The organism is Streptomyces davaonensis JCM 4913, from assembly GCF_000349325.1.
GTDB lineage: Bacteria > Actinomycetota > Actinomycetes > Streptomycetales > Streptomycetaceae > Streptomyces > Streptomyces davaonensis.
Map to the genome: position 1 here is coordinate 5,264,406 of NC_020504.1, position 17,132 is coordinate 5,281,537.

Here is a 17,132-nt window from a genome sequence, read left to right on the forward strand (position 1 = left end):
CAGATCCTCGGAGGCCGACCCTAGCCCATGCTTTAAGTTTGAAGCAACTGCGGTGTGGCGCGGCTCACTCGCCACTGCACGAGGAGCGCCGCAGCCATGGCATGTCGGCCGCGTCCCCGCCCTGGAGCACCCGGGTCACCCCGCTGAAGATCTCCTCCAGCTGGCCCACCTGCTCGGGTGTGAGGTGATCGAAGAGCGCGGCTCGCACGGTCGCCACATGGCCGGGCGCCGTCCGCTCCAGTACGGCCATCCCCTCCTCCGTCAGTGCGGCGACACTGCCCCGCTTGTCCCACTGGCACTCCTCGCGCGCCACCAGCCCGTCCTTCTCCAGCCGGCTCACGGCGTACGTCAGCCGGCTCCGGGTGATCTTCACCTGCTCCGCGAGGTCGGTCATCCGCAGCCGGTGCTCCGGGGAGTCGGAGAGATTGGCGAGGATGGAGTAGTACAGATGCGGCATGCCGGCGTCATGCTGGAGCTGCCGGTCCAGGGTGTCCTCCAGGAGGTGGGCGGCACCGATGTACGCGCGCCAGGCGCGCTGCTCCTCGGGGGTGAGCCAGCGGGTCGTCATGCCTCCAGTGTAGGTTTGCTTAAAACTTGAACCAAGCCCGCCGCCCCTGACACCGCCGGTCCCCATGGAGCGCAGATGCCCCTCCCCTACGTCCTCCTGTCGGCCGCCGTCTCCCTCGACGGCTACCTGGACGACACCGGCCCCGAGCGGCTGCTGCTCTCCAGCCCCGCCGACTTCGACCGGGTCGACGAGGTACGCGCCTCGGTCGACGCGATCCTCGTCGGCGCCGGCACCATCCGCGCCGACAACCCGCGGCTGCTGGTGAACTCGCCCGAGCGGCGCGCGGCCCGGGTCGCGGCGGGACACCCGGAGTACCCCCTGAAGGTCACCGTCAGCGGCAGCGGCGACCTGGACCCGGCGGCGAAGTTCTGGCACACGGGCGGCGAGAAGGTCGTCTATACGACGGACAAGGGCGCACGGACGGCCCGTGCGGCGGGCCTCGCGGCGGACGTGGTCGCCCTCGGCGCCGACCTCGACTGGCGCCGCCTGCTCACGGACCTGCACGCCCGCGGCGTACACCGCCTGATGGTCGAGGGCGGCGGCACGATCCACACCCAGCTGCTCCAGGAGGGCCTCGCGGACGAGCTCCAGCTGGTCCTGGCCCCGCTGTTCGTCGGCGACCCGTCCGCCCCGCGCCTGTTCGGCCCCGGCGCATACCAAGCGGGACGACTGCGCCTGGTGGAGTCCCGTCGTATCCAGGACGTCGTCCTCATGCGCTACGAGCCGACCGCACCCGGCAAGCACGGCGTCCCCGCCGCCGCCGACCACCACTGGCTGCGGCTCGCCTGCGAGCTGGCCGAGCTGTGCCCGCCCTCCGAGACGGCGTTCAGCGTCGGCGCGGTGGTCGTGGCCGCCGACGGCACGGAACTCGCCCGCGGCCACTCCCGGGAGGGAACCGACCCGGTGGTCCACGCCGAGGAGGCGGCCCTCGCCAAGATCGACCCCGAGGACCCCCGGCTGCCCTCCGCGACGGTCTACAGCAGCCTGGAACCCTGCGCCCACCGCTCCTCCCGCCCCGCCCCCTGCGCCCGGCTGATCCTGGACGCGGGCGTCCGCCGGGTGGTCACGGCATGGCGGGAGCCGGACACCTTCGTGGTCGCGGCGGACGGAACCGGCCTGCTCACCGCGGCCGGCGTCGACGTACTCGAACTACCCGAGTACGCGGACCGAGCGAAGGCCCCGAACCAGCACCTCCTCACGTAACCCCGCGTCAGATCCGATCGGCCCAACAAACCCTGCGCCCGCCCCCGCGCCGGGCCACGCTGCCTGCATGAGGTCTGTTCGTGGGCGTGCCGCCGTGTTCCTGGTCGTCGGTCTTCTCCTCAGTGCCTGTGGGGCCGCCGGTGCCGGCGGCAGCACCATGGCCCGGGCCCTCCCGCCCGACGCCGAGTTCACCCACCCCGGTGTGCTGGTCAGCGCCGCCCAGCTGGAGGCCGTACGCACGAACGTCACCGCGGGGAAGCAGCCGTGGCTGAAGGCGTACCTCGACATGCGGGACAGCAGGTACGGCGCCTACAAGTACCGGGCCGAGCCCTACGAGGACGTGCACTGTCCCGTGGGGAGGAGGGCGGGGCGGGGGTGTGTGCAGGAGCGTGAGGACGCCATCGCCGCCTACACGCAGGCCCTGCTCTTCACCGTCACCGGGAAGGCGCAGCACGCCGTCAAGGCCAGGGAGATCATGGACGCCTGGTCGGCGACGCTGAAGCGGCACAGTGGGGAGAACGCCGGGCTCCAGGCCGGGTGGGCCGGATCGACCTGGGCGCGGGCCGCCGAGATCGTCCGGCACAGCGACGGTGCCGGATGGCCCGCGGAGCGCGTGCGGCGGTTCGAGGACACGCTGCGGTCCGTGCACCTGCCCCAGGTCACCGAGAAGGTCCTGGACATCAACGGCAACTGGGACCTCGTCACCACCGACGCCACCATCGGCATCGCCGTCTTCCTCGACGACCACAAGACCTTCGACCACGCCCTGGCCCGCTTCCGCGACCGCGTGCCCGCCTACTTCTACCTCGACAAGGACGGCCGCCTCCCGCTCACCCCGGCCGGGTCCAGCATGAACACCCCGCAGCGCCTGGCGACGTACTGGTTCCGGCAGACGACGTACAAGCCGGGCGTCACCCAGGAGACCTGCCGGAACTTCGAGCACGTCGGCTACTCGATCGCCGCCACCGCGCACATCGCCGAGACCGCTTGGCACCAGGGCGTCGATCTGTACGGCGAGGCGGAGGACCGGCTCAAGGCCGCGATGGAGCTGCACGCCCGGCATCAGAGGGGTGCGACCGCTCCGGCCTGGCTGTGCGGGGGCAAGGTCGAGCGGACCATGGGGCCCGACCTGGAGGTCGCGCTGAACCATCTGGAGGACCGGCGCGGCGCCTCCCTCCCGGCCGCCCGCAGGCTGGCCGAGGAGACCCGCCCCGCCGGTACCGACAACCTCTTCGTCGCCTGGGAGACCCTCACCCACGCGGGCAACCCGGCAGCCTGAACAAACGGGTGTGCTTCGTGTCCCGCGGATGACGTACACTGGTTTCACCGACGCGGGGTGGAGCAGCTCGGTAGCTCGCTGGGCTCATAACCCAGAGGTCGCAGGTTCAAATCCTGTCCCCGCTACTGAAGGCCGAGGGCCGGAATCCGAAAGGGTTCCGGCCCTCGGTGCATGTCCGGCCCTCAGTACGTGTCCGCCCGCTCATCCACTCGGCCCACCCCGTTCGCCCCTCGCCCCCGCTCCGGGAACCCTGAAGGGACGGCGATGCGGCGGGAGGCGGGCGGTGCGGGCTTCGGGCAGGGAGCGGACCCGGCGAGTTCCGTCCGGCCGCACCCTCGCGTGGCTGCTCCCGGCGGCCCTGATCGTGGGCGGGATCCTGTACGACCTCGCCACGCCCCGCGGCTACACCCCGATCCCCTTCTTCACCGCGGCCCCGCTCGTCGCCGCTCCGCTGCTGTCGCTGCTCGGCACCGTCGTCACCGGGATCACGGCCCTGATCGCCGCCTACGCCGTCCATGTCCGATACGGCTTCGGCCTGGACGCGGACACCGTCTCCGAGGTGATCACCGTGGTCACCGTCGCGGGCCTGGCCGCCGTGCTCAACCGCGTCGTGCGCCGCGGCCATCTGCGGCTCGCCTCGCAGCGCGAGATCGCCGAGGCCACCCAGCGCGCCGTACTGCCCCAACCCGTGGAACGGATCGGCGGCTTCGACATCGCCGCCCGCTACGAGGCCGCCCAGGCCGACGCCTTCATCGGCGGTGATCTGTACGCGGTGGTCGACAGCCCGTGGGGCGTCCGGCTCGTCGTCGGCGATGTGCGCGGCAAGGGCATGGGTGCCGTCGCGGCCGTCGCCGTGGTCATCGGCGCCTTCCGGGAGGCGGCCGAGCAGGAGCCGACGCTGGAGGGCGTCGCACGGCGGCTCGAGCGGGCGCTGGCCCGGGAGGGCGCACGGCGCGAGGGCATCGACGCCCACGAGGGGTTCACCACCGCCGTACTGGCCGAACTCCCGCACGGCGAGGGCGTCGTACGGATCGTCAATCGCGGCCATCCGCCCCCGCTGCTGCTCCACGCGGACCGCACCGTGCGCCCGCTGCCCGCCCACGACCCCTCGCTGCCGCTGGGCATGAGCGACCTCGGCAACTGGCCCGACCGCGCCGAGGAGGCGCCCTTCCCGCGCGGCGCCACCCTGCTGCTGCACACCGACGGCCTGTCCGAGGCCCGCGACGCGCACGGCGTCTTCTACGACCCCGAGCGACGCCTGTCCGGCCGCGTCTTCCGCGAGCCCGCCAACCTGATCCGGACCCTCGCCGAGGAGGTGCGCCGACACTGCGGGGGCGGGATGACGGACGACATGGCCCTGCTCGCCGTGCGACGACCCTGAGCGATGACCCTGATTGTCACCGGGGGTGATCGGACGGAAGCCCTCCGCATAACAACTGACACACCGTCAATGACTGTGTGGCAGTTGAACCTTGGCCAACTCGCCCGATTTAAACCCCTCCTGACCCGAAAGTCCCGGCCGGAATCGTTAATGATCAAGCGGAACAGCTTGGAATCTCGACCCCGTGTCTATTAACGTTCGATAACGCAGCGCGGTCGTCCCAGCCGTCACAAGAGTCGGCTCCGTGCGCACGCGCCGAATCCCGTAAGGGAACCGGGGAACCACCAACTTGGGGTGAATCGGGCGTAATCCACCGGGCAAAACCGGTCGGATATACGCGCGTAGGAGACCTTCCTGCTCCGAACCCGTCAGCTAACCCGGTAGGCGAGAAGGAAGGAAAGGAGCACGCCCACGTGGCGTCAAACCGGCCTGCCCCGTTCGTGCCGAGCCAGCGAGGCGACGAGACTTTCGGCTACGGCAGCTATCGCAGCGACGAGGGCCCGTTCGAGGAGTGGAACCCCACCGCGGAGTCCATTCGCCCGGTACGCGGCAAGCACCGCGTCTCCAAGAAGGGCGGCGGCGGACTCGCCCGCAGCTCCACGGTTCTCGGCGTCGGTGTCATAGCCGCGGTCGGCGCGGGCGGTATGGCCAGCGCGCAGTCCGGCAAGCCGCCGGTCGCGATCACGATGCCCGACCTGCCGCTGATCTCCGGCAGCTCCGCGGACGAGGAGCCCGAGGGCTCACCGGCCGCGCTCAGCACCCTCGGCATGACCTCCACGGACACCGCTCAGGGTGCCGAGGACGCCGGTGAGGCGCTGCGCGCCCGGATCATGGCCCAGGCCGAGCAGCAGCAGGACCAGGTCGACACCAAGGCCGCCGAGGAAGCCGCCGCAGCCGCCGAGAAGGCCGCTGCGAAGGCCGCCGAGGAAGCCGCCGCCAAGGCTGAGGAGGAGGCCGAGGCCAAGGCCGCCGCCGCCAAGGCGAAGGCTGAGGAGGAGGCCCGCCAGAAGGCCGAGGCCGAGCGCCTGGCCGCGCTGGCCAAGCAGTACACGCTGCCGACCTCGTCGTTCACCCTCACCTCGACCTTCGGCCAGGCCGGTTCGATGTGGTCCTCCGGGTACCACACGGGCCTCGACTTCGCGGCTCCCACGGGCACGCTGCTGAAGGCGGTCCACACCGGCACGATCACCTCCGCCGGCTGGGACGGCTCCTACGGCTACAAGACCGTGCTCACCCTGGAGGACGGCACCGAGATCTGGTACGCCCACCAGTCCTCGATCAGCGTCAGCGTCGGCCAGAAGGTCACCACCGGCGACATCATCGGCCGGGTGGGCGCGACCGGCAACGTGACCGGCGCCCACCTCCACATGGAGGTCCACCCCGAGGGCTCCTCCTCCGGCATCGACCCGCTCGCGTGGCTGCGCAGCAAGGGCCTCAGCATCTGACACACGCCCCCGCGTGAACCCCGGCGGTCCTGACGACAACCCCCCGACGTCAGGGCTGCCGGTTTCGCATGCCCGCCGGCAGGCGCCAGGACCTAGGTGCGGTACGGGTTGTAGGCCGGGTACGCCGAATAGGGCTGGTAGCTGCTCGGCTGCGCCGGGTACCCGTACGCCCCGTACATCGGCCAGGGCGCCGCGACCACCGGGACGGGCGGTGCCGTCGACCGTGCCGCGTGATCGAGCGCCGGCCGTGCCACCGCCCGGCGCCGCCACAGCTCCCGCAGCAGTTCCGCCTCCCGTACGACGAAGTCGGCGCCCGCGCGGCCCCGGCGCCCCCGGTGCCGCAGAAACGCGAGCGAGGTCGCGTACGCCTCGTACTGCGCCACCTCCCGCGCCGCCTGCCGTCCTCCCGCGGTGCGGCGGGCGTACTGCCGGGCCAGGCGGCGCGCCCGCATCGAGCCGAGCGCGAAGGGCTCGCCCGGAGTGAGCCAGCCGGCCACGGCGTAGGCGGGCAGTTCCTCCCGCACGGTGCGCAGCTCGCGCTGGCGGGTCCAGATCACCAGCCAGGTCAGCAGGCCGAAGGCGGGCACCATGATTGCCGCGTAGACGGCGAAGAAGCCGAACGGGCCGAAGGACGCGGAGCCGTTCCACAGCGCGTGCATGCCCATCGCGAGCAGCAGCCCGGACAGCGGCAGCAGGATCCGCCGCCAGCGCTGCCGGTCGCCGGAGAGCGCGGCGATGCCGAAGCCGATGCCGGTGAGGACGGTGAAGAGGGGGTGCGCGAACGGGGACATCACGATGCGCACGAAGAAGGTGGCGGCGGTGACGGAGGCGATGCCGCTGTCGCCGGTGAGCTGGTCGGTGCCGAAGGCGGTGCCGAGGTAGAGGATGTTCTCGGTGAAGGCGAAGCCGGTGGCGGTGAGCCCGGCTATGACCACCCCGTCGACGAGCCCGGTGAAGTCGCGGCGTCGGAAGAGGAAGACGAGCAGTACGGCGGCCGCCTTCGCCGACTCCTCCACGATCGGCGCTATCACGGTCGCCCCGAGGGTGTCCGCGCTGGACGGATCCGCCGTGGCCGTGGCTATCCATCTGGTCGCGAAGCTGTTGGCGACGATGGCTATCAGCGCCGCCGCGCAGGCGCCCCAGGAGAAGGCGAAGAGCAGATTCCGCCAGGGCCCGGGCTCGACCCGGTCCAGCCACCGGAAGGCGGCTATGAGCAGCGGCACGGGCAGTACGGCGAGACCGAGTCCGACCAGGAAGCCCTGGGTGCCGGTCTGTTCGCGGACCAGGGCGAGGATGACGAGGCCGGAGAGCGCGAGCAGAGTGATCAGCGCGCCGTAGCGCACCCTCCCCCGGAGGGGGGACCCCCACCGCTGCCACCAGTGCGCGTGCCGAAGTGCGCCGCCGGGGGGACCGGTGGGGTGCGTCGGGTACGGGGGAACTGGATCGGTGGCCACGGCATTGACCCTAACGAGGGAGGGGCGCAGCCCGCAGAAGAGCGCGGTGGGCTCAGGCGCCGGCGAGGGGTTCTTCTCGGTGTACGCGACGGAAGAGCAGGTCGTTCACGACATGTCCCTTGTCCAGTCCCTGGCCTTCGAAACGGGTCAGCGGCCGGAACTCGGGACGCGGCGCAAAACCGCCGTCGGCCTGCGTGTTCTCGAAGTCCGGATGCGCGGTGAGCACCTCGAGCATCTGCTCGGCGTACGGCTCCCAGTCGGTCGCGCAGTGCAGGACCGCGCCGGGCCTGAGCCGGGTGGCGGCGAGGCTGAGGAACTCCGGCTGGATCAGCCGCCGCTTGTGGTGCCGCTTCTTGGGCCAGGGGTCCGGGAAGTAGACGCGCAGCCCGTCGAGGGAGTCCGGGGCGAGCATCTCGCGCAGCAGGATGATCGCGTCACCGTTGGCGACCCGGATGTTGGAAAGCCCGTGATGATCGGCGAGGTTGAGCAGATTCCCCTGTCCAGGGGTGTGCACGTCAACGGCAAGGATGTTGGTACCGGGATCGGCGGCGGCCATCTGCGCGGTGGCCTCCCCCATCCCGAACCCGATCTCGAGCACGACAGGCTGGTCGTTGCCGAAGAACTCGCTGAGCTCGAGAACCGCGCTCCCATCAATGTCCAGCCCCCACTTGGGCCACAGCCGCTGCAAGGCATCCGCCTGCCCGGCCGTGACCCTGCTCCTCCGAGGCTGAAAACTCCGAATCCGCCGCTCGAAATGCGACCCCGCCGGATCGGCCTTCGGCCCATCAGGAAACCGAGGCTCCCCCTTGGCCCGCGTATGCCGAACGGACACGCCGGGCTGGTGGCCGGGGGCGGGGGCTGGGGTGGAGAGGGAGTCAGACACAGTGGGGACGATTTTACGGGACCGGCTGACAGCGAGCGGGGTCCGGGGCGGAGCCCCGGGATGGGACGGGCAGGGGCGGCGGGGGCGAGGAAGATCAGGTGCGCGCCAGCGCCGCCAGGGCTCGACGGGCAATCTCTCTCCCGATCGGCAGGGACGCCGTCGCCGCCGGGGACGGGGCGTTCAGGACGTGTACCGCCCGTGGCCCCTCCCGGAGGAGGAAGTCGTCGACCAGGGTGCCGTCCCGCAGGACGGCCTGTGCCCGTACCCCGGCCGCCGCCGCCACCAGGTCGGACTCGGTCACCGCGGGCAGCATCCTGCGCACCGCGTCCGTGAACGCCGCCTTGGACACCGACCGCCGCAGCTCCCCCGCCCCGTAGCGCCAGTGCCGCCGGGCTATCGCCCACGACCCGGGCCACCCCAGCGTCGAGGCCAGCTCCCGAGGTCGTACCGTCCTCCAGCCGTACCCCTCCCGGGCCAGCGCCGGCACCGCGTTGGGACCGAGGTGCACGCCTCCGTCGATACCCCGGGTCAGGTGCACCCCGAGGAAGGGGAACGCCGGATCCGGCACCGGATACACCAGTCCCCGCACCAGCTCCGGCCGCGCCAGCGAGTAGTACTCCCCGCGGAAGGGCACGATGCGCATCTCCGGATCGTCCCCGGTGAGGCGGGCGATCTCGTCGCAGTACAGCCCGGCACAGTTCACCAGCACCCGCCCGCGCACGACGTCCCCGTCCGCCGTCCGCACGGCGACCCCCAGCTCCGGCCGCCGATCCACCCGTACGACCTGGGCCCCGTACCGGATCTCCGCCCCTGAGGCCTCGGCCAGTCGCCGGGCCACCCCCACGAAATCGCAGATCCCGGTGGTTCCGACGTGTATCGCCGCAAGCCCCCGGACCTCCGGCTCGTACTCGGCGATCTGCGCGGCCCCCAGCTCCCGCACCGGAATCCCGTTCTCCCGCCCTCGCTGCACCAGCGCGTGCAGCCGGGGCAGCTCCGCCCGCTCGGTGGCGACGATCAGCTTCCCGGTGACGGCATGACCGATGTCGTACTCGGCGCAGAACTTCACCATCTCGGCGGCCCCGCGCACGGCGTACCGCGCCTTCAGCGAGCCGGGCCGGTAGTAGATCCCACTGTGGATCACCCCGCTGTTGCGCCCCGTCTGGTGGCGGGCCGGCCCGGGCTCCTTCTCCAGCACGGTGACCCGCGTCCCCGGCGCGGCACGCGTGATCGCATACGCGGTGGACAGACCGACGATCCCACCGCCGACCACCAGCACGTCACAGTCGTACGCCACCGACCGCACCCGCATCACCTCCCGGCTTCGATAGTGCACTGCGCCACTGACAATGCCCTCAAACCAGGAAGCGCCGGTTCCACGCCAGACCCGAGGCGCCAGACGTCAGGCCGGCGTCATCAGCAGCGGCCGCGCCCGCTCCCGCAGCTCGACCACCCGGGGCTCGTCCCCGTACGGCTCCAGCCGGTGCAGAAGATCCTTCACGTACTCCGTCGTACGCGCCGACGAGATCCGCCCCGCCACCTCCACCGCCCGCACGCCCTGCTCGCATGCCGCGTCGAGGTTGCCCGACTCCAGCTCGGCTACGGCCGAGACCACCAGCCGCAGCCCGTGCGAGCGCACGAACTCCTCCGTCGGCTTCGACAGCGCCTGCTCCGTGAACCGGCGCACCTGACGCGGCGCCTTGAGGTCGCGGTAGCACTCGGCGGCGTCCGCGCAGAAGCGGTCGTAGGAGTAGAAGCCGAGCCAGGACGGGTCGTTGTCGCCCTCCCGGGAGCGCTCCAGCCAGCCCTCGGCGGCCTTCAGCGCGGCCCCCGCGGCCTGCGCGTCACTCGCGCGCGCGTGCGCGCGTGCCTCGACGAGCCGGAAGAAGCTCATGGTCCGGGCGGTCGCCAGGCCACGGTTGCGCTCCAGGGCGGCCTGGGCGAGGTCGACGCCCTCGTCACCGAAGCCCCGGTACGTCGCCTGAAGCGACATGGACGCCAGTACGTACCCGCCCAGCGGTACGTCCGCCGCCGCGCGGGCGAGCCGCAGCGCCTGGATGTAGTACCGCTGCGCCGCCTCCTGCTGACCGGTGTCGAAGGCCATCCAGCCCGCCAGCCGGGTCAGTTCGGCGCTGGCGCCGAAGAGCGCCCGGCCCACTTCGTCGGAGTACGAGCCGAGCAGCAGCGGCGCCGCCTCCACCCGCAGACACTCGGGCACCATGGAAGAACGCCAGTCGCCGCCTCCGTACTTGGAGTCCCAGCGCCTGGCGTCCTCGGCGGCCTCCCGCAGCTTCAGCACATCGCTGTGGCCGACTTTGACCGGTGCGCCGGAACCCTCGGCGGGGTTCACCTCGCGCGCGACCGAGCTGTCGGCCGGGGTTATCAGCCACCGTGAGGCGGGCGTTGCGTATGCGCTCACTGCGAACGACCCGGCCAGCGACTGCCAGATGCCACCGGAGCCGGCGCGCCGGCCGGCGAGGTCGAGCCGGTACAGCTCGGTCGCCGAGCGCACCGCCTGTCCGACGTCCCGGGGGAAGGCGAGGCCCACCTCCGGTGCGGGATCCGCGTCCGCCAGGCCTATCTCGTGGAGCGGCACCGGGCGGCCGAGCTTCTGGCCGATGGCGGCGGCGATGAGGTGCGGCGCCGCGCCCTGCGGCACCATTCCCTTCGACACCCAGCGCGCCACCGACGTCTTGTCGTAGCGAAGAGTCAACCCGCGTTGAGCGCCAAGGTCGTTGACGCGACGCGCGAGTCCTGCGTTGCTGATTCCCGCGAGGGCGAGAACGGCGCCGAGCTTTTCGTTCGGCCCGCGTTGCTCCCTGGACATGCGCCACCCCTCGACACAGACGGCTGCCGCGCTGGCATAACCACGCGGCATTCGTAAACCCAGCGTAGTTCGCCGCATCCCAAGCGTTAAGGGGCATTCTTCCGGATGGCGGGATTGTGGTCCGTACTGAAGTGCGGTTCAGGTACGGACGGTTGCAACGTGCTCCCGCTGTGTGGCCGTGCGCCCGTCCGTGCGCTCTTCTCCGGCCATCGGGGGAGCGGTTCCATGGATCGTGCGTGGGTCGGCCCGCTGTACTGGATCCAGTGGGCTGGGGGACACCGCCGCCTCCATCCCCGCGGGCGGCGGAACGGTCCGGGGGGCGAGTCCCGCCTCCCGGACTGCGCGCACACCAAATGATGCGCACGGCCTGTACGGAGAGTGGCCAAACCCGTCGTCGTCACGCCGATTTGGCCGAAAACCGACCCCGCCTCTTCTGGGTGATTACCGCTCCCACCATGGAAGTTGAGGGCGCGAAGGGCGTTCTTGGGGAGTGAATCGGGGGCGCATTCGCGTCGCCGTGGCCGGGCGATCGCCTTGGCCTGCACGGGTGTTGACGCCCCGTCGGGCGGGCACCGAGTCTCCATGGGGGCGCCTTCGGGGGCGCATTTCGCGGATCTCAAGCGGTGTCGTCGCATCTCCGGCGCGCGTCCTTCATGGCAGCATGGTGAACCGGTTCGTACGGTGCACTGGTTGTCCACAGCCTGTGGAGGCGTCGATGCGGTGGTTGGTGGGATGGAGCAGCACCGCCGCGGGGGCCGCCGTGATCGGCTCCGCGGGGGCCACCGGGCCCGACGGCGAGACCGTGCACCCGGTCGGGTCGCAACTCCTGTGGGGCGACCCCGATCCGCTCTGGGCGGTCGGCGACTGGCGCCCCGACGAGGTGCGCGTGGTGCAGGCCGACGCCCAGACCCGGATCGCCGTCCTCGGCATCTGCGGCGCGAGCGACGAGCAGCTGCGCGTCGGGCTCTTCGCCGCACGGGGCGGCGCACTTCGCCATCTGACGGCCTGGCCCGGCAGCTACACGGCCGTCGTCCAGGTCGGCCGCCGCGTCATGGTGTGCGGCGATCTGGCGGGCGCCCGGCCGGTGTTCTACACCCCGTGGGCCGGCGGTACGGCCTATGCGACCGCCGCGCTGCCCCTGGCCGACCTCATCGAGGCCAACCTCGACTTCGGGCATCTGGCGGCCCTGCTCGCCGCCCCGGACGTACCGGCGGCACTCGACGACTCCACGCCCTATGACGGCGTACGGCGCATCCCGCCGGGGCACGCGCTGATCCTGCGTGCCGGGGCACGCGAGATCGCCGGGTACGAGCCGGTCGCCTCCCTCGCGGTGGCGGCACCCCCCGCCGACCCGGACAGCGCGGTGGACGCCGTACGCGACGCGCTGGTGGAGGCGGTACGCGCCCGGCTCTCCGCACCCCGGCACGTCCCCGGCGACGGCATCGACCCCGGGCCCGTGCCCGGTATGGGTCCCGCCGAACGGCGTGCCGCGCGTGGGATGCCCGTTCCCGGGATCGGCGCCGACCTCTCCGGCGGCCCGGCCTCCGGCACCCTCGCGCTGCTCGCCGCCGGCCTGCCGGGCATGCCGGGCACGGTGCTGGGCCACGGCACGGGCGCGGGGGAGCGGCTGCTGGCGGTCACCTTCAACGACCTCGCCGTGGGCGGCCGGGAGTCCGAGCTGGAACGGGCGGGCACCCTCGCGGCCAACCCGCGCCTGCACCACGTCGTGGTGGCCGGCGGCGAGGAGACCCTGCCGTACGCCGATCTGGACGGCCCGCTCACCGACGAACCCGGGCCGTCCCTGGTGACGGCGGCGCGACACCGGGCCCGCCTCGCGGCGGGCAGCGCCGACCACTTCACCGGCTACGGCGCCCGCCAGGTCCTGGACGCCCATCCGGCCCGGCTGACCGACCTGCTGATGGACCGCAAGCGGCGGCACCTGGTCCGTCCCGTCGCGGCCCTCGCCAAGGCGGACGGCTCGGTGATGGTCCCCGCGCGGGTGTACGGCGCGGCGCGCAAGCTGGCGCGCACGCCCTATCGCACCGGCCTTGAGGCGCTGGCCGAGCGCCTGCTCCAGCGCCGGTTCGATGAACCCGGAGGTGCCGTAGGGGCGTCGCTCGCGGCGCTCACCTGGGCCAGACCCGGCCCGGCGGCGCGCTGGCTGACGGGCGAGGCACTGGCTGAAGTATCGGTTCGCCTGCAAGGGGGGACCAGCCGCTCCGCGGTCGGTCCGGGACAGCGCCCCGGTGACTACCGCGCGCGTGCGGCGCTCGCCCGGCACGCCGCCGACCTGCGTGTCCTGGAACAGGCCGCCGAGATCCGCTTCCAGCGCCTGCACGCGCCGTTCCTCGACAACCAGGTCGTGCGCGCCTGCCGTGCGCTCCCCGAGGCCCTGCGCGTCCAGCCCGGCGCCCGCGCGGCGATCCTGCGTACGGTCCTGGAGGGCTCGGGCGTAGGCGACCTCCCGCCGGGCTGGGGCGCCCCGACCCACGCGCCCGCAGCCGTGGCCGCCCGCACCGGACTGAGGGTGGCGGCGAACGACCTGATGGGGTTGTTCGACACGCCCCTGCTGGCGCAGGCGGGACTGGTGGAGGCCCGCGTGGTCCGCAAGGCCCTCCGCGCGGCGGCCGAGGGCGAACCCCTTCCGCTGGACGGCCTGGCCGACCTGGTCTCCCTGGAACTCTGGCTCACCCGGCTGCTGGCCCGCCGGGGCACCTGCTGGACCGGCACCCCCGCACGCGCGCGTGCGGTGCCCGCGGGGATCACCCCGCAGCGGGGCGCGCTGGGGGCCGGTGCCGGGGCCCCACGGGCGTAGGGTCCGCCGGCACCGGCAGCGCCTACGAGCAGGCGAACTTCGACTCGGCCCAGTCCGCGAGCGCCAGGCTGTCGAAGCTGCTGCCGCTGTGCGGCTCGACCACCAGCCGTACGGTCTTGCGTCCGGCGATGTTCACCGACACCGGGACCGCCGGATCACCGCCCTTGATCATCTCGGACTTCCACAGCCGGACCCCGTCCCCGTAGACCGAGAAGTGGACCTTGCCCATGCCCAGCGACATGTCGTCGACGCCGACCAGGGCCCGATAGGTGGTGCACTGCCGGTTGAGGTCGATGGTGACGGAGGACTCGCCGTTCACGGTCACGCCCTTGGCGTACTGCCTGCCGCCGATCGACACGGTGTCGCGCTGCCACACCCAGCTGCTCTCGCCGAGCCGCATCTCGGGCTCGGTGCCGTCGCCGTTGACGTCGTACGACAGCTCGCTCCACAGGTAGTCGGCCGGTGCGGGCGGGGGCGTCGGCGTCGGGGTGGGCGTCGGAGTGGGTTTGGGAGTCGGGGTCGGCGTGGGGGTGGGCGTGGGCGTCGGCTTCGGAGTGGGGGTCGGGCTCGGCGTGGGGGTGGGCGTCGGGGTGGGTGTCGGCTCGGGGGCGAAGACGGGCGGGGCCGGCTGCGGCTCCTTCTTCGGGGGCGCGGGGGTCGGGGAGTCCTCGACCACGGGCGCTGGGGAGGAGACCGGCGGCTTGGCGTCCGGCTTCGGTGCCGGTTCCTCGTTGCCGATGAGGGCGAGGGCCAGCGCGGCGGCCGCGGCCACCGCGACCACACCGGCGGCGATACCGGCCTTCACCGGCGCGCCCAGGCCCTCGGAGGCCACCGCGCCGCCACCGGCGCCGGCGCTGCCCGAGGAGCCGCCCGCCGCGGCGGCAGCGCCCGCGGCACCCGCTCCGGTGCCGCCCGCGATGAGGGCGGCCACCTTGGCGTACCCGGCGGCGCCGAACCAGCCGATGACCGCGACCGGTACGACGGCGGGGATACCGCTGGCGACTTCCTTGATCTGGCCCGCGGCCAGCCGGCACTTGGCGCACTCCTCCAGGTGCTTGCGCAGACCACGCTCCGCGCGGGTGCGCAGTCCGCCGCGGGCGTAGGCGCCGAGCCGGTCGGCGTAGCGGGCGCACTCCTCGTCACTGGCGAGGGTGGCGCTGACATGGGCCTGGAGATAGGCCTGCTTCAGGCCCTCGCGGGCGCGACTGGCCAGCACGCGCGTGCCGTTGGCGTCGAGCCCGAAGAGCGTGGCGACCTCGCTCGGCGACTCGTCCTCGACCTCGGTGTGCCACAGCACGGCCTGCCAGCGCTCCGGCAGCGACCGGAACGCCTGCATGGCCATCGACTGCTCGGCCTCGTGCATCGCGCGCACGTCCGCGCCCAGGTCCAAGGTGTCGTCGTCGGACACCTCCGACACCCGCGTCGCCTGGGAGGCGAACAGGGCGAAGTCGTCGACCAGTTGCTCCCGTTTCGCGGACTTCGTCCAGGTGGCGGCGACCCGTCGCACGGAGGTCAGCAGATAGGCGCGTACGGCGTACTCGGGGCCCGAGCCGCCGCGCACCGCCTGGAGCATGCGGGCGAAGACCTCGGCGGTGAGGTCGTCGGCGGTGTGGCCGTCCCGGCAACAGGTGCGGGCGTACCGGCGGACCGATTCAGCATGCCGGCGGTACAGCTCCTCGTAGGCCGAATCGTCGCCCGAGCGCATCCGCCCGATCAGGTCGGCGTCGGACGGGGGCAGATCCCTGGGCGGGGGCAGCACGCCGTCCTCGCGCCAGTCCCGCTGCGCGGGGACGCTGCCCTCCACGGGCTCGCCGCCCTGCGCCGGGATACCGGCCACCGCGGGCTCGCCGCTCTGCGGCACGTCCGCGCGCCCGCCCTGACTCGGCACCTGAGGCGAGGCCGGGCCGTCGCCCTCCGCGTCACCGTCACCGAGTGACCCGTCCCGCCCGTCAACGCTCATCGCCGATAGCCCCCGCCGCCAGCCCAACCAGTCCCGAACACCGGTTCAGAGTGCCATATCGAATTTTGGTCAGCAGCAGGCGATGGCAGCCTTCCACTCGTCCGAGCGGTTCTGGCGCACCGCGCTCCTGACCATCACTCGTTCGATGTAGGGTCAACTGCCCTATCCAAAGCGGCAGTTGGGTTGAATGCCGGGAATTCCCGGAACGTTCTCCCGGGGGTTCCCGGGGCGGGAGGACGTACCGCGGCCCCGCCCCGAAGTCACCTTTTCGAGCCACCCGTCAACACGGCATCACGCCGATCACGACGGCCGGGACCGGAGCCCCTCCAGCAGGATGTCCAGCAGCCGCGCCGAGGCCGCCGCCTGCTGCGCCGCGTCCGGCAGCGAGGGCGCCGCCGTGGCGATCACCAGCAGGACGTCCGCCACCGACACATCGGCCCGCAGCTCACCCGCCGCCCGCGCCCGCTCGACGAGCTGTCCCACGACGTCCAGCAGCGCCGAAGCCCCGGCGTCGTCGTCCGCGCCCGCCGAGGCGGCCGGCGAGCTCTCGCCCGGCACCAGCCGCAGCTCACCCGCGCCCGGCTGCATCCGCTGCTGCGGCACCCGCGCCTCGTCGAACCCGGCGCCCTCGGTCTGCTCCTCGGCGACCCCGACGCGCAGCACCTGCGGCGGCAGCAGCCGCCCGGCACCCGACGCGACCGACGTGCGCAGGAAGCGCGAGAGAGCCGACCACGGCTCGTCCTCCTGCCCGAGCGCCGCCCGCGCCTGCTCGGTCAGCCGGGAGGTCTCCTCCTCGGCTATCCGGCGCACCAGGACGTCCTTGCTCGGGAAGCGGCGGTACACCGTCCCGACACCGACTCGTGCGCGCCGCGCCACGTCCTCCATCGGCGCGCCGTATCCCAGCTCGCCGAAGACCTCGCGCGCCGCGCGGAGCACATGCTCCAGATTGCGCTGTGCGTCCACCCGCAGCGGAGTAGTGCGCGAGGTGTCCCCGCGTCCGTTCCCCGCCGCGTTCATGGCTCCGCCCATCGTCCCGCCCATCGCTCCGCCACCGGCTGCGATGGCGGACGCGGACGACCAATGAGAGTCCTGAACATGCATAAGCGTTCCCCCGGTAATGACGTCTCCCCCCGGAGACACTCCCCGTCATTGATAGCCGGAGCGCGGTGAACATGCCCGGACCCGGGCCCGCCCGTCGCGAACCCATTGAGCCCGACGAGCGCATCCCCCTACACCCCGTCGACACACGAACATAGTTGAGAGGGAGTCAATTCAGAAGGGGCACGTTCCGCACGGAGCGCCCCCCGATCGGCGTACGGG

Annotated in this window: 12 protein-coding genes, 1 tRNA gene and 1 riboswitch; of the genes, 6 read left to right on the top strand and 7 right to left on the bottom strand. The window is 72.4% G+C overall.

The features are described 5' to 3' along the window. Window positions 1-64 precede the first annotated feature (64 nt). Window positions 65-568 (bottom strand): MarR family winged helix-turn-helix transcriptional regulator, encoded by a 504-nt coding sequence (locus BN159_RS23310; protein WP_015659450.1) that lies wholly within the window; start codon window positions 566-568, stop codon window positions 65-67. Between the two features lie 75 nt (window positions 569-643). Here BN159_RS23310 and BN159_RS23315 point away from each other — a divergent pair, with 75 nt between their 5' ends. The 5 genes from BN159_RS23315 (at window position 644) to BN159_RS23335 (ending at window position 5,876) form a co-directional block, all read left to right on the top strand. Then, window positions 644-1,771 carry a dihydrofolate reductase family protein gene (locus BN159_RS23315; RefSeq protein ID WP_015659451.1) on the top strand — a complete coding sequence of 376 codons (1,128 nt, stop codon included), beginning with the start codon at window positions 644-646 and terminating at the stop codon, window positions 1,769-1,771. A gap of 157 nt (window positions 1,772-1,928) precedes the next feature. Continuing rightward, a complete protein-coding gene (locus tag BN159_RS23320) occupies window positions 1,929-3,050 on the top strand; it encodes an alginate lyase family protein (RefSeq protein WP_015659452.1) in 1,122 nt (373 codons plus the stop codon). Between the two features lie 51 nt (window positions 3,051-3,101). Further along, a tRNA-Met gene (locus tag BN159_RS23325) sits at window positions 3,102-3,175 on the top strand. A gap of 158 nt (window positions 3,176-3,333) precedes the next feature. Further along, window positions 3,334-4,431, top strand: coding sequence for a PP2C family protein-serine/threonine phosphatase (locus tag BN159_RS23330; RefSeq protein WP_015659453.1), 1,098 nt, complete (start codon window positions 3,334-3,336; stop codon window positions 4,429-4,431). A 243-nt stretch (window positions 4,432-4,674) separates the two neighbouring features. Further along, a riboswitch (cyclic di-AMP (ydaO/yuaA leader) is annotated at window positions 4,675-4,833 on the top strand. Window positions 4,834-4,844: 11 nt separating this feature from the next. Continuing rightward, on the top strand, window positions 4,845-5,876 hold the full coding sequence (locus tag BN159_RS23335; protein ID WP_015659454.1) for a M23 family metallopeptidase: 1,032 nt from the start codon (window positions 4,845-4,847) through the stop codon (window positions 5,874-5,876). Between the two features lie 92 nt (window positions 5,877-5,968). On the opposite strand, the gene BN159_RS23340 is transcribed toward BN159_RS23335, so the two are convergent. The 4 genes from BN159_RS23340 to BN159_RS23355 all read right to left on the bottom strand — a co-directional run bounded on the left by BN159_RS23340 (window position 5,969) and on the right by BN159_RS23355 (window position 11,037). Continuing rightward, window positions 5,969-7,330 (bottom strand): PrsW family intramembrane metalloprotease, encoded by a 1,362-nt coding sequence (locus tag BN159_RS23340; protein WP_015659455.1) that lies wholly within the window; start codon window positions 7,328-7,330, stop codon window positions 5,969-5,971. A gap of 52 nt (window positions 7,331-7,382) precedes the next feature. Then, window positions 7,383-8,213, bottom strand: a complete 831-nt coding sequence (trmB, locus tag BN159_RS23345) for a tRNA (guanosine(46)-N7)-methyltransferase TrmB (protein WP_063608104.1) — start codon at window positions 8,211-8,213, stop codon at window positions 7,383-7,385. A 94-nt stretch (window positions 8,214-8,307) separates the two neighbouring features. Next, entirely contained in the window at window positions 8,308-9,522 is a 1,215-nt protein-coding gene (lhgO, locus tag BN159_RS23350) for an L-2-hydroxyglutarate oxidase (protein ID WP_041819699.1), read from the bottom strand. A 90-nt stretch (window positions 9,523-9,612) separates the two neighbouring features. Beyond that, window positions 9,613-11,037 (bottom strand): hypothetical protein, encoded by a 1,425-nt coding sequence (locus BN159_RS23355; protein WP_015659458.1) that lies wholly within the window; start codon window positions 11,035-11,037, stop codon window positions 9,613-9,615. 715 nt (window positions 11,038-11,752) lie between these two features. Between BN159_RS23355 and BN159_RS23360 the strand changes: the two genes are divergently transcribed. Then, window positions 11,753-13,852, top strand: a complete 2,100-nt coding sequence (locus tag BN159_RS23360) for an asparagine synthase-related protein (RefSeq protein WP_015659459.1) — start codon at window positions 11,753-11,755, stop codon at window positions 13,850-13,852. Window positions 13,853-13,874: 22 nt separating this feature from the next. Here BN159_RS23360 and BN159_RS23365 read toward each other — a convergent pair whose 3' ends face one another. Both BN159_RS23365 and BN159_RS23370 read right to left on the bottom strand, forming a co-directional pair. Beyond that, on the bottom strand, window positions 13,875-15,812 hold the full coding sequence (locus BN159_RS23365; RefSeq protein ID WP_015659460.1) for a sigma-70 family RNA polymerase sigma factor: 1,938 nt from the start codon (window positions 15,810-15,812) through the stop codon (window positions 13,875-13,877). Window positions 15,813-16,112: 300 nt separating this feature from the next. Beyond that, the gene (locus BN159_RS23370; RefSeq protein WP_041819702.1) at window positions 16,113-16,913 is read right to left on the bottom strand and encodes a TetR/AcrR family transcriptional regulator; all 801 of its coding nucleotides are present in this window, start codon (window positions 16,911-16,913) and stop codon (window positions 16,113-16,115) included. Between the last annotated feature and the right edge of the window lie 219 nt (window positions 16,914-17,132).

Coding starts and splice junctions, on each gene's coding strand:
- BN159_RS23310 (WP_015659450.1), bottom strand. CDS start 568: ATGACGACCCGCTGGCTCACCCCCGAGGAGCAGCGCGCCTGGCGCGCG.
- BN159_RS23315 (WP_015659451.1), top strand. CDS start 644: ATGCCCCTCCCCTACGTCCTCCTGTCGGCCGCCGTCTCCCTCGACGGC.
- BN159_RS23320 (WP_015659452.1), top strand. CDS start 1,929: ATGGCCCGGGCCCTCCCGCCCGACGCCGAGTTCACCCACCCCGGTGTG.
- lhgO (WP_041819699.1), bottom strand. CDS start 9,522: ATGCGGGTGCGGTCGGTGGCGTACGACTGTGACGTGCTGGTGGTCGGC.
- BN159_RS23355 (WP_015659458.1), bottom strand. CDS start 11,037: ATGTCCAGGGAGCAACGCGGGCCGAACGAAAAGCTCGGCGCCGTTCTC.
- BN159_RS23360 (WP_015659459.1), top strand. CDS start 11,753: ATGCGGTGGTTGGTGGGATGGAGCAGCACCGCCGCGGGGGCCGCCGTG.
- BN159_RS23365 (WP_015659460.1), bottom strand. CDS start 15,812: ATGAGCGTTGACGGGCGGGACGGGTCACTCGGTGACGGTGACGCGGAG.
- BN159_RS23370 (WP_041819702.1), bottom strand. CDS start 16,913: ATGCATGTTCAGGACTCTCATTGGTCGTCCGCGTCCGCCATCGCAGCC.